Annotated in this window: 10 protein-coding genes; 8 read left to right on the top strand and 2 right to left on the bottom strand. The window is 54.6% G+C overall.

Going from position 1 to position 12,644, the window contains the following annotated elements; all coding sequences use genetic code 11:
• Window positions 1-57: 57 nt before the first annotated feature.
• The 7 genes from CRO08_RS07975 (at window position 58) to CRO08_RS07945 (ending at window position 8,874) form a co-directional block, all read left to right on the top strand.
• Complete coding sequence (locus tag CRO08_RS07975) at window positions 58-1,410, top strand: FKBP-type peptidyl-prolyl cis-trans isomerase (protein ID WP_255252294.1); 1,353 nt, start codon at window positions 58-60, stop codon at window positions 1,408-1,410.
• Window positions 1,410-2,942, top strand: a complete 1,533-nt coding sequence (locus CRO08_RS07970; RefSeq protein ID WP_097035820.1) for a DUF1538 domain-containing protein — start codon at window positions 1,410-1,412, stop codon at window positions 2,940-2,942. The genes CRO08_RS07975 and CRO08_RS07970 overlap by 1 nt, the downstream gene beginning before the upstream one ends.
• A gap of 7 nt (window positions 2,943-2,949) precedes the next feature.
• Entirely contained in the window at window positions 2,950-3,375 is a 426-nt protein-coding gene (locus CRO08_RS07965; protein WP_097035819.1) for a hypothetical protein, read from the top strand.
• Complete coding sequence (locus CRO08_RS07960; protein WP_141398284.1) at window positions 3,372-3,767, top strand: P-II family nitrogen regulator; 396 nt, start codon at window positions 3,372-3,374, stop codon at window positions 3,765-3,767. The genes CRO08_RS07965 and CRO08_RS07960 overlap by 4 nt, the downstream gene beginning before the upstream one ends.
• A 172-nt stretch (window positions 3,768-3,939) precedes the next feature.
• On the top strand, window positions 3,940-4,620 hold the full coding sequence (locus CRO08_RS07955) for a serine protease (protein WP_097035818.1): 681 nt from the start codon (window positions 3,940-3,942) through the stop codon (window positions 4,618-4,620).
• 3 nt (window positions 4,621-4,623) lie between these two features.
• Window positions 4,624-5,826 carry a hypothetical protein gene (locus CRO08_RS07950; protein WP_097035817.1) on the top strand — a complete coding sequence of 401 codons (1,203 nt, stop codon included), beginning with the start codon at window positions 4,624-4,626 and terminating at the stop codon, window positions 5,824-5,826.
• Window positions 5,827-5,871: 45 nt separating this feature from the next.
• Window positions 5,872-8,874: a fused MFS/spermidine synthase gene (locus CRO08_RS07945; RefSeq protein ID WP_097035816.1), complete on the top strand. Its 3,003-nt coding sequence runs from the start codon at window positions 5,872-5,874 to the stop codon at window positions 8,872-8,874.
• Window positions 8,875-9,076: 202 nt separating this feature from the next.
• Here the strand turns inward: CRO08_RS07945 and CRO08_RS07940 are convergent, their stop codons facing one another.
• Both CRO08_RS07940 and CRO08_RS07935 read right to left on the bottom strand, forming a co-directional pair.
• Entirely contained in the window at window positions 9,077-9,919 is an 843-nt protein-coding gene (locus tag CRO08_RS07940) for an outer membrane beta-barrel protein (RefSeq protein ID WP_097035815.1), read from the bottom strand.
• Between the two features lie 138 nt (window positions 9,920-10,057).
• Window positions 10,058-11,071 carry an outer membrane beta-barrel protein gene (locus CRO08_RS07935; protein WP_097035814.1) on the bottom strand — a complete coding sequence of 338 codons (1,014 nt, stop codon included), beginning with the start codon at window positions 11,069-11,071 and terminating at the stop codon, window positions 10,058-10,060.
• A gap of 150 nt (window positions 11,072-11,221) precedes the next feature.
• Here CRO08_RS07935 and CRO08_RS07930 point away from each other — a divergent pair, with 150 nt between their 5' ends.
• The gene (locus CRO08_RS07930; protein ID WP_141398283.1) at window positions 11,222-12,538 is read left to right on the top strand and encodes a hypothetical protein; all 1,317 of its coding nucleotides are present in this window, start codon (window positions 11,222-11,224) and stop codon (window positions 12,536-12,538) included.
• The last annotated feature ends 106 nt before the right edge of the window (window positions 12,539-12,644 follow it).

Raw genomic sequence — 12,644 nt, 5'->3', positions numbered from 1 at the left:
GCAATTCCTCTTTTTTCAAAAACTAGCATTTTTCTATCTTGTGGAGTAGGAGTTTTTATGTCAAAATTCAAGATTTTTATTGTTCTGTTGTTTTCTAGCGTTGTATGGGCGGTTCCGTTCAATATTGATGTGGTAAAAACCGGTGAAGGCGACGAGATTCGCGCAGGACAGCTCATCAAGGTGCACTACAGGGGCTACCTGTATGCCGACATGCTTCACTATGACAGCCTGAAGGTCGCTGCGGCCCAGGATTCTATCGCGAAGGCGCAGGCGGATTCCGTCGCTGCCGCTACGGCGAAGAAGGACTCGAAATCGAAGGCGAAGGACAAGAAGGCTAAGGTTCCGGTCGATACGGTTGCAGTCGCGGACAGTGCCGCGGTAGATAGCGCGCTCGTGGACGAGGCCTCGGCAGATACGCTTACTCCCTTTGCCGATACGTATGCAAGCGGCGAACCGCTCGAGTTCACGATTGGCGTGGGCCAGGTGATTGCCGGCTGGGACAAGGGTATTGTGGGAATGAAGGTGGGCGAGGTCCGCAAGCTTACGATCCCTTACGTGCTGGCATATGGCGAGAATTCTCTCGAGGGCATTCCCCCGTATTCCGACCTGTATTTCGAGGTGGAACTTGTCTCTGCCGAAAAGCCGATGGAACCCGACGTGTTCCCGAAGGATGTGAACAAGCTCGCGTGGAAGGCGAAGGACAAGGGCCTCAAGATTTATGACGAGAAGGCGGGTACGGGCAAGCCTGCGATGGCGGGTTCTACCCTGAAGGTGCATTACACGGGATGGCTCGTGTCGGGCCGCAAGTTCGGCAGTTCCAAGGATTTGGGCAAGCCTTTCGAGGTGGTGCTCGGCGTGGGCAAGATGATCAAGGGCTGGGAAGCAGGCCTTGACGGCATGCGCGAGGGCGGTGTCCGCTGGCTTCGCGTTCCCCCTTCCATGGGGTACGGCGCGAGCGCGTTCACGATGATCCCGCCGAACTCTACGCTTGTGTTCCGCGTCGAGCTCGTGGAATCCATGGTGGACCCCGAGGTGGCGGCCAATATGGATTTCTTCCCCGATACGGCGTCGCTCACGTTCGAGAACGGTTCCGAGGGCCTGCGCTATGCGGTAATCCAGCAGGGCGAGGGCGAACCCGCCAAGGTGGGGGCCGCGGTGAAGGTGCATTACACCGGCTGGATGACCAACGGCTACAAGTTCGACAGTTCCCGCGACCGCGGGCAGCCCTTCGTGTTCCCGCTCGGGCAGGGCCGTGTGATTCGCGGTTGGGACCTGGGTGTCGCGGGCATGCTTCCGGGTGAAAAGCGCATTCTCGTGATTCCTCCGGGACTCGGCTACGGCAGTCGCGGCGCGGGCCCCATTCCAGGCGGCGCGACGCTTATCTTCGCTGTGGAGTACCTGGGCGAGTAATGCTTAAAATCCTGTCCGAAAAGCTGAAGGAATCCTTCGCGTCGGTACTTCCCGTTACGCTCATAGTCCTCGTGCTTTCGTTCACCCCGCTGGTGAGTTTCTCTACGAAGGAACTGCTCGTGTTTGCGGTGAGCGCGGTGTTCCTTGTGGTGGGAATCGGGTTGTTTAACCTGGGGGCGGACCTTGCCATGACGCCGATGGGCGAACACGTGGGTTCGGGCCTTACCAAGTCGCGCAAACTCCTTTTGCTCCTTTCGGTGTGCTTCGTGATGGGCGTGCTCATTACGGTCGCGGAGCCCGACCTCTCCGTGCTTGCCGAGCAGGTGAAGAACGCGGTCGAACCGATGTTGCTTATCGTTACCGTGGGTATCGGAGTCGGGTTCTTCCTGCTCCTTGCCATCGTGAAGGTGGTCTGGAAGAAGGACCTCTCGACCATCATCATTTTCTTCTACATGGCGCTGTTCATGCTGGGCATGCTCATGCTCACCTTCGGCAAGGAGCAGTTCGTGCCGCTCGCCTTCGATTCCGGCGGCGTGACGACCGGCCCCATCACGGTGCCGTTCATCATGGCGCTCGGCGTAGGTGTCGCCGGCGCCATCGGCGGCAAGAACGCGAACGAGAATAGCTTCGGGCTTATCGCGCTGTGCTCCATCGGGCCTATCATCGCGCTCATGGGTCTCGTGATTTTCTCGAAGGGCGACCTTACCTACAAGCTTTCGCCCGAGAGCTATTCCATTGACGCAAGCCTCGGCGAGAACTTTATCCCGACGGTCGCCGCGGTCGCCCACGAGGTGCTTGTGGCCCTCGGGCTCATCGTGGTATTTTTCCTCGCCCTCCAGTTCGTGGCGCTCCGGCTTTCGCGCTCCAAGCTCGTGCAGATGTCGTTCGGCATCTGCTACACCTTCGTGGGGCTTGTCGTGTTCCTTACGGCGGTGACGGTCGGGTTCATGCCCGTGGGTTTCGAGCTCGGGTGTAACCTCGCGAAGATGCCCCGCGCGCTTGTTGTTTCTGGCTTTGTCATCGGAATGGTGGTCGTGCTCGCGGAACCCGCGGTCCACGTGCTCAACAAGCAGGTCGAAGACATCACCGGCGGCCTCGTGAGCAAGCGTTCCATGCTCATCGCCCTCTCGGTGGGTGTCGGGCTTTCCATCGGGCTCTCGATGATCCGGATTATCGTGGGTTTCCCGATTATCTACTACCTCATTCCCGGCTACTTCATCTCGCTTGCGCTATCGTTCTTTGTGCCCAAGCTCTATACCGCCATCGCGTTTGACTCGGGCGGTGTCGCGAGCGGCCCGCTTACCTCGAGCTTTATTCTCCCGCTTTCTATCGGCGCGTGCTCCGTGATTCACGATGGTGGCGATTCCATACTGAGTTACGCCTTCGGGATTGTCGCGATGGTCGCGATGACCCCGCTCATTACCATCCAGGTGATGGGCTTCAGGGCGATTGCATCCAAGAAAATCAAGAACCGCCTGATGATGCGCCGCATCCAGGATGCCGACGACGAACAGATTATCGATTTTGTGTAGGTAGGCCATGGCAGAGGTTAAGAAGTCAAGCATTGCGAGAAGGCTTTACGGGCGGGCGAACGGGCGTTCGCGCGTGTCCATGAACCGCCTCAAGATTCTCGTGACCGTCGTGAACCGCGCAAAGGCAGATTTCTACATGGACCACATCCAGTCCTTTGGCGTGAACATGCAGATGCTCGTGTTCGGGCACGGGACCGCCCCGCGCGAGATTGCGACTGCGATGGGCCTTGCGGATTCCGAACGCGCGGTCATCTTCAGCGTCATTGGCGAGAACAACCTGCGCGCCGCCCTCGATAGTTTGGACGAAAAATTCAATACGATTGCGGGGGGCAAGGGAATTGCCTACACTATCCCGATGTCGAGCATCATCGGCAAGTCCATTTTCAACTTCCTGAGCGATAACCGCGATGCGGTACGGAGGAACGAAGCATGAGCGCATTCAACCACGAAGTCATCTTCTGCATTGTGAATACCGGATTCTCGGAAACCGTGATGGAAGCGGCGAAGGATGCCGGCGCCCGCGGTGGCACTATCCTGAACGCCCGCGGTACGGCGAACAAGGAGGCCGAATCGTTCTTCCACATTGCGATACAGCCCGAAAAGGAAATCGTGATGATTCTCGTGGATTCGAAAATCAAGGACGCGGTGCTGCATGCGCTTTACCAGAAGGCGGGCCTCGACACGATGGGGCAGGGAATCGCGTTCTCGCTCCCCGTGGAAGACGTGGTCGGGCTTACCCCGTGGAAGGCGGTCGACAAGGACGGCAAGACCATCAAGATGCCCATATTCAAGAAGCCCAGCGAAACTACCGAAGAAACTAAATAAAACGCCCAGCCTTTGTAGGGCATTCCTTCTAAACACTCAAAGCCTTGATGCGGATTTGCACAAGGCTTTTCACTTGCTTTTCACTTTATGCATTTTTTTTGAAAGATCATTTTACAACGGTTTTCTTTCTGACGATAAATAGACAGGACCTGTTTCACAAGGAGGAATCCTTATGGATAAAAACGGTAATGTCATGAAACACTTCGTCATACTCGCCCTTTCTTTCGCCGCCATGACTTTCGCGGAAGGGTTTCGCAACGGCACGGGGTTCTTTGTCAACTCAGAGTACATCGTGACTGCGTATCATGTCGTCGAAGATTACGACCACAATTGTTATTACGATATCCAGAACGATTCGTGCTACAAGGTGCATATCGTGGATTACGATGCTGAGACAGACATCGTTCTGTTGAAGTTGGATGAGGAACCTGTCGAAATGCCTAGGGTGTGTCATATCGCACACACAGAATTGCCTGTCGGGGAAAGGTTGATGTCTTATGGTTACATTGAACCGTTCATTGACCATGATTTGACTGTTATCCCGATGAACATCCGTGTTCAATATCGTTACGACGGTGATTATAGTTATTATCGCATGACTGGGACTCTGCAGCTTGGCATGTCTGGCGGACCTAATTTCACGAGGGATGGCCGAATTGGTGGAATGAGTAAGTCTATATCGAATATGGAAAGGAATACTAGCAACCTTGTGAAGTCTACTGAAGTGGTTCGTCTGCTTCGTCAAAACGGTGTAAGGGAATATCCGAACACCAGGAACGTAAAAAAATGTGTTATCAGCATCGTGAACAGCATTAAAGTGTTCAAGTCTGCTCATGATGAATGGGGGGTATAGAATATGGCTGTTTTTGAAACGCTTTTTATCTTGACTGGGCTTCTTGTGGGCCTTACGTCGCGGGGAGGAATGTACTTATTCTTGCTTCCGCTTGCCGTAGTGGCGTTCGTGCTCGCTATTATGAACAGGCCGAATCCAACGGGTTCCAGGGCAAAGAAAATCGTGAGTTCGATTTTGTCGGCAGCATACCTTGTCGCGGTAATTGCCTGCCCGCTTGCTTTTTTCCAAAGCGGTTCCCAAAAATCGGACGATGCCCCCAAAAAGGAGCCGACAGTTGCATTGCGGGCTCCGGATGACAAGGATTTGTCCGGTATAGAGGAAAAGGTGGATAAAATCTATTCCATGCTTGCCGACATGAAAGTTGAATACAGCCTGATTGGAAAAAGCGATCTGGAGCGAGTCAAGGCGGAAATCGCCATACATGATGACGAATTGATTGAATGCGACCCCACAAAAATGAAGGGCTGTATGGAATTCACCAATTACGGGACGGAAAGCGACAGCAACAGGTTTTACACGGTTTCCTTGCATTGGACGTTGCCGAGGTTCCAGGTTTATCCTAAACGGGTCCACTGGAAAATCATCAAGGGATTGTTGGGCGAGGACTTGACCGATGCCGACACGGTCCTTGATGCCAGACATATAGAAAAAATTCATAAAAGGGCACTTTACCGTCAGGCGGAAGAATACAAGAGGAACATTGAATTCGAACTCAGGAATTATCCCAATGACTGGTACTATGACAGCGCCCATACGGAAGTCGCCGCCACCCTCAAATACGAGCGCGAGGACAGCATAGATGTCGCGTTTGATTCACTGCTGTGGACGACTTATTATATTTCGAATGCCGGCTATGATGCCGGTGCCGCCGGAGGATACTTTTACGAGTATCATCGGACATTCTCGAAGAGAGATGGGGCGCTGGTTGATTCCACTATTTTCAACCCGGATGAAAAGGAAAAGATTGTATCGCTTCTTCGCAAATATGCGGAAAAATACGATGCCCGTCCCAATGCCATCGGCATGGATTTCAAGCTGGAGCCTTCTTTCTTGAAGGACGGTATCGGTTTTGACGGTTCCTCTTTCGAAATCGGCGAGCACACCCACGGCAGCGTGATGATTGTGGTGCCTTACGAAGAAATTCTGCCCCATATGCAAACTTGGGCCCGCCGGGAATTCGGTCTTACTGAAGGTGGAGGTCCATAAAATTCTTTTACATAGAACGGCGTCTTTTTTATATAAATTTACGCCATGAACGTTCTCATTTATTTTCTGTTTGCCCTTTCCGGGTTCGCTGGCCTCATTTACGAAGGTTCGTGGGCGCGGTACCTCAAACTCTTTCTCGGGCATTCCAGCTACGGCCAGGTGCTCACGCTCTGCATCTACATGGGCGGGCTTGCCATAGGCAGCTTTGTCGCGGGCAAGATGGTCGAGAAGGTGAGGCGCCCGCTGCTCGGGTATGCCGCGGTGGAACTTGCCATCGGGATTGGCGGTGTGGCGTATCACCCGCTGTACAATGCGCTCACGGGATTCTTCTTCGATAGCGAATGGGTGGCGGGCCTCGGGTTCACGGGCGCGGAAATTGCAAAGATTGTGCTTGCTACGGGTTCGACCCTCCCGATTGCGATTGCGGTGGGCATGACCTTCCCGTTCATTGCGGCGGGTCTCATGCGCAAGAGCGGCGCGGAGGTTTCGCTCCCGATGCTCTACTTCACGAACAGTTTCGGTTCCGCTATTGGCATCCTTTTTACGAGCTACATGCTCATTCCTGTTCTCGGGAACCACGTTACCTTGTGTGTAGCCGCGTCCATAAACTTCCTGCTTGCCGCTATTTTCGGGTATATTGGGTTTACAACGTCGCCGAACCACGAGGATGACGAGGATGAACTTCCAGGCGATGCCGCCGAGGGGGCAAGTGCTGCCCGCGAGCCCCTGAACGAGGACTACGCGGCGGAACATCGCCTTGCGATGCCCCCGAAGTCCACCTGGTTCTGGATTGCGGGCATCACCGGCCTCACTTCGTTTGTCTATGAAATCGTGTGGATTCGCCTGCTCAGCCTGTTGATGGGGTCGTCGAGCCACAGTTTTGACCAGATGCTTTCGGCGTTCATCCTCGGGCTTGCCATAGGCAGTGCCGTCTCGGGCAAGCTCTTGAAGAAGGATTCCCTCGTCGTGCTCTCGATGGCGCAAATCCTGATGGCCTTCTTCGCGCTCTGCACGCTCTACTTCCACAAGCCGTTCTGGGAGATGATGAACGAGGCAAACCAGATATTCAACCCCACGAACGACGGTTACGTTTGCTGGAGCCTCTTCAAGTATGCGCTCTCCGTGCTGTGGATGGTGCCCACGAGCTTCTTTGCGGGCATGACGCTCCCGCTCATTACGATTATCCTCACGCGCGCCTTCAAGAGCGAAGCCCCCATCGGGAAGGTCTACGGCTGGAATACGGTCGGCTCGATTCTCGGTTCTGCGGGTGGCGGGCTCATGCTGCTCCCGCTGCTGCAGCTTAAGGGCGCCCTCGTGCTTGCCGCGGTTCTTGACTTCGCGATAGGCTTCGCGTTGCTTGTCGTTTATCGCAAGCGTTTCCGCTACAGCGTGGCGTTCTACGTGATTTGCGCCTTCATGGTGTTGCCCTCCATCTTCGTGAACTTTGACCCGCACTTGATTACCTCGGGCGCGTTCCGTGCCTACAAGAATCTCCATCCGGACGAGAAAATCATTGTGCGCGATGGCAAGACGGCTACCATCAGTTTCCACGAATCCAACGTGCATTACTACATCAAGACGAACGGCAAGGCGGATGCGAGTCTCGGCAAGGACCGCTCGCGCCCCATCGAGGGTGACGAACTGACCCAGGCCGCGACCGCGTTCATGCCCATGGCGGTGAAGGATAAGCCCTACGATGCTGCGATGGTCGGTTTCGGGAGCGGCATGGGCGCACACTACCTGCTTGCCGACCCGCTCCTGAAGGATTTCGACTGCGTGGAAATCGAGCAGGAGATGATGGACCTCGCGAAGGGGTTCTACCCGTGGAATGCCCGCGGTTACGATGACCCGCGCATACACATCTACATCGACGATGCGCAGACGTTCTTCCTCACGAACCGCCGCAAGTACGACCTGATGATCAGCGTGCCCTCTAACCCGTGGGTCTCCGGCGTGGCAAGCCTCTTCAGCCACGAGTTCTACACCAAGATGCGCCGCTACATCAAGCCGGGTGGCCTGTGGGTGCAGTGGATTCAGACCTACGAGTTCAATGACCAGCTGTTCCTGAACATCTTGAAGGCGCTCGATGTCGCGTTCCCGTACGTGAGCCTGTACAAGGCGCCGGAAGAACCCGATATCATCATTATTGCAAGCGACGAGCCCGTTTACCAGAAGGCGATATCGCGCTTCAGCACCGATTCAACGCTCGTGAAGGAATTCAAGCGCATTCATCGCGACCCGGAATTCTTCGGCGAACAGAACTTCCTGTTTACCTCCAAGATGGTGCAGTCGCTCATGGATGGTGTGGCCCCGAACAGCATATTCACCCCGATGGTTGACAACAAGGCGGAGGAAGCCCGCTTCGTGCACTCGCAGGCGCATGTCGTGCAGGTGTTCGACAGCTGCGAAGTGTGCTGGCCCGAGTATCTCGATTCTGCGGAGAATGCGCTGCGTCGCCCCGCTCGCGTGAAGCAGATGATGCTGAATGCGGCAGACCCGTACAAGCAGCTCGCGCTGAACGCCTACCTTGACGACGTGCAGGCGAAGATGGATTCCGCGAGGGGCTTCACGGTCAAGGAACCCGATTCCGTTTCGGAACTTTCTGCGATGCCCGCATTGCCTGCCGCCGCGGAAGGTTCGCCCCTGTGGACCAAGTTCCGCGTCGACTACATCGAATGGATTCGCGGTGTCCCGCTGGAAGCGCGCGATACGAACGAGGTCTATGTGAAGGTCCGCAGGCTTGTGGACGAGGGTGCCTTCCCGGCATCGTTCGTGGACGAGTTCAACATCATGGAATGCGCCCGCACCAAGGACTACCATACAGCCGCGCGCCTCGTTGCGGGCTTCTACGAGAAGTACGAGATGAAGGCGATGGACGAGTTCTTCCTCCGCAACGTGCTGCTTATCGCGATGCTCGCGGGTGAACCCGAACTCGCGAACGCCATCTACCTCGATGCCATCAAGGAGCACGAAAGCTTCTTCCCGGTGGAGAAGTTCCTTATTGAGCGCGAGATCGTGAAGCTCCGCCGCAGTTCTATCCGGAGATGAGACCGCTCGCGCTAGAATAGGGAAACGCTTCTCCGGTCTGCGCTCGCTCCCACCTAGGTCGCCATGCCCACATAGGCGCTAAAGCGCCAAGTGGTCAAAGGTCGCCTCCGGCTCACATAAGCGAAAGTCGACTGGAAATAAACCATCCCTACCCGTCACACCGCAGCCTTGCGAAGCAAGGCAAGTGTATCCATTTACCGTTTTAGAACAGCATGCTCACGCCGAGCTGCACGTAAGATGTCAGGAAGTTCGCATCTGCGAATTTCTTCTCGCCACCGGAGGCCAGGGTCGGGTTCAGCAGGTTCGTGAATCCCTGCACGGCGCGGATGTTCACCTGCACCCAGCGTGTCAGCATGTAGCCGATGTCGAGCGCCGCTCCCAGTTCAAATCCTGTCGTCGGGATGGTGTTCGTTCGGGTCTCGTCGTCGCCCATGTCCAGGTTCTGGGTAAATTCAGAAGAACCGGTGAGCTTCAGGCCCAGGTTCAGGCCGAGGCCGACGAAAAAGTTGTAGTCTGCAAACGTGTAGCGAACAATGAGCGGAATTTCGAACATCATGATGTCGATGCTCGCCTCGTCGTCGCCGAAGTCGGTTTCTGTCGCGTAGGAATAATGGCGGTACGAGAATACCAACTCGGGAACCATGTTCAGGTTCTTCACGCCGAGCGGCAGGGTGACAAGGACGCCCGCCGATCCCTGGAAACCAAGTCCCCAGCCGTCGGTATCCTGCCCGATAAGCGTGTTTACGCCGAGGTTCGCATGCACGCCCAGGAGGATGGACCTCGCAAAGCCCTCGGTACGCTGGCGGTTGATTTCCGCCTTGGAAGTCTTTTCTTTCTTGTACTGTGCGTATTCGGCCGCGTACTCCTCGTCGTCAGCGAACTCGCTTGCCTGCGAACCGTCGTAGCCGGTCCCTTCCGCGGAGCCACTGCCGCCGGCAGAAACCGCACTGTTGTCATTGTCAAACTCGTCGAACTCATCCGCGAAGGATGGCGTGAAAACAGCAAGGAATGTCGCTGCCAGGAATGGAGCAATTCTCGATTTCATGCTAGAATTATAATAAAAGCAAAGTTAAACACCCCCCTTATTATAAATTTATTTTGTCCAAAGGGAGTGTGGCAAATTTTTTTTTACCTGCCGCCGGGGCTATCCGGGGCATTTTATACCGATTTTAAGGCTTTTAGGCTAGAGGTACAGCGAAAAACCGAGAGTCGCGTGCGATGCGAGCAGCTTCATTCCGGTCATCGAGGTAACGGCGACCACGTCCTGGTTCAGGAGGTTCAGCACACGCTGGTTGAATCGCAGGTCAACGGAGAAGTTCCTGTTGATGGTGTATCCGATTTCGAAGATGCCGCCGACTTCCACGCCCGCGGAGGGGATAAGGTCGTCGTCGGATTCGTCCGTCTCGGTGAGCGTGCTGGTCTCGATGGTCTGCTTGAACTTGGAAGAACCCGTGAGCTTGAGGCCGATATCCACGCCGAGCCCGAGGGTGAGGTTTCCGCCACCGATGGCATACTTGAGCACTACGGGAACCTCGAACAGCACCACGTTGAGGGTGGCTTCGTCCTGTTCGTTGTAGTCTTCTTCGTCGAGTTTGGCCTCGTAGCGGTAACGGTAGTAGCCTACAGAAAGTTCTGCCGAGGCGTACAGCCCGGAGTTTCCAAGCTTTGTCAACGTGATGATGCCGCCATTGGCCTCGTACCCGATTCCCCAGTCATCGATTTCGTCGCCCAGGAAAATCTTGTTCAGGCCGCCGGCCACCCTGAATCCGAGCGAGAATCCGCTGGAGAACCCTTCGCGGCTTGCACGGGAAATATCGGAGTTGTCGTTTATATAGCGGTCGTAGGTGTCATCGTCTGCGTCGTCATCGTAGGTTGCGACGTTGTCTTCCTGGCATTCGGGGAGCAGGGAGTCTGCCGGGGTGCATTCGTCTTCGTCGGCCGGGCCCTTGGCGTCTTCCTTTTCCCAAGACTTGCGGGTTGCGTCGGCCGCTTTTTCCGGCTCGGGTGCAGCCTGTTCTCCGCAGCCGTCCCCGATGCATTCAGGGTTGGGTTCTTCGGAACCGTCGTTCAGTTCGGTGCTGCCCCCGTTCTGCGAGGCAATCCATGCGGAATCGGTTTCGGCGGGGTATTCGCCCTGCGCGAGGGCTACCGTAGCTGAGAATGCGGCAAAGGCCAGTATGGACTTGAAGAAATTCATGCGCCAAATATAGTTTTTGTGGCGGTGGCGGTCTTGGCCAGCAAGGAGAACTGCTTATAAATTTATGTTGTAAACGAAACTTTACAAAAAAATAGGCTATAGAAATGCAAAATTGTATATTACACGTTGGTGGGATAAAGGAGAATGACTATGAATAAAATAACGACTTTGTTTTCTGCGGCTTCGCTTGCGCTTGCCGCTTCCATGGCACTTGTCGCCTGCGGTGACGATTCCACCTCTGCCGGCAACGATGAACTGTCTTCGTCTTCAGAAGCTGGGCCTGGGTCTTCGGCAACGCCGGAGATGGCATGTAATACGGCGCAGGCAGGTGGTGACGAATGCGGGTCCTCCGATGATGCGGAATGCAGTGCCCAGAATGAAGGCGAGGTCAAGGAGATTTGGGAAGGGAACCCCAAGTACGGTGGCTATGAATATTACAGGTGTGAAGGGGGCTCTTGGGTCAAGGGGGGCATTACCCTTACTTGCGATACTGCGGATGCTCCTATAGGGGCGTTTTGCAGGAGAACCACTTCGGTGAACTTGTTCAATGCCGGTATGGGTGCCTTTGGGAGTACCGCTACATACACGTATGCGGGCGAAGGTGTGTGGGAAATATTGACAGGTCCCATAAAACTGGATGAAGAATGCGTAAAAGATAGTGTAGGGAAAAAGAAAATATCTTCCTATGGTGATAAGCGCGAGAATACCTATTATCTTGAGTGCGCCGAAGACGGATGGCAATTTATAAATGAAGACGAATACTACTGTGACTCACAGAATGCAGTCAGTGGCGATGTATGCTCCTTCTCGGTATATGGTGATTCGGTATATTACCTTTACTATCTTGTCTACTCGGATGCGGAAGATTCAGTAACGATTTATGGCTGGGGGGAATGCAACTACGACCCTGTTTTGGGTTGTTGTCCTAATGGAATGAACTCTCAAGGATATAATCCTGAAATGGGATTCCATGAACGGGATGGTAAGTCCTATTACTGCAATGCGGGAAAATGGATTTCGACGACTATTGTTCCGCACCAGTATACGGACTCTCGAGCAAAAGGTATGTCGTTTATGGAATACGATGTTCTGGATTTGCCTAAAGAGGCCTCGGTAGGGGATCGCGCTGCAGGGTTGCTTGAATATTGTATATATGGTGCGGTTCTGGATGATGAAGAAGGCCCTAAACAGGGAACATTCAACTATTGTGTTCCGCACACTTACTATCGGTATCGCGAGGATGGCTCCTGGACAATGGAAACGATAGATGAAGCGAATGAAGACCAGGTTGACGTAGACGATACTCCGTGCGGGCCCACTACATGGTGTTGTGCAGAAACTGAAGGCTTGAAGAGCGTGAGTCATATGGACGGCTATGAGCCGGACAGAATTTACCAATGCGTTTCTGGCAAGATAGAGCTTGTGGAGTATGTCTTGGGCAGGTATGAAGAGGTTACCGCCGAATAACCCGCTCTTTTTCAGATACTAAACGTAGGGATTGCAAGCCGCAATCCCTTTTTCTTGACGCTCTTCGAGCGTATTTTGCTAGGCTCAAAAGTGGGCCTGCAAGCAG

Source organism: Fibrobacter sp. UWT3 (assembly GCF_900230125.1).
Lineage (GTDB): Bacteria > Fibrobacterota > Fibrobacteria > Fibrobacterales > Fibrobacteraceae > Fibrobacter.
The sequence above is the reverse complement of the archived record's forward strand: the minus strand, read 5'-3'. Positions and strand labels throughout refer to the sequence as shown.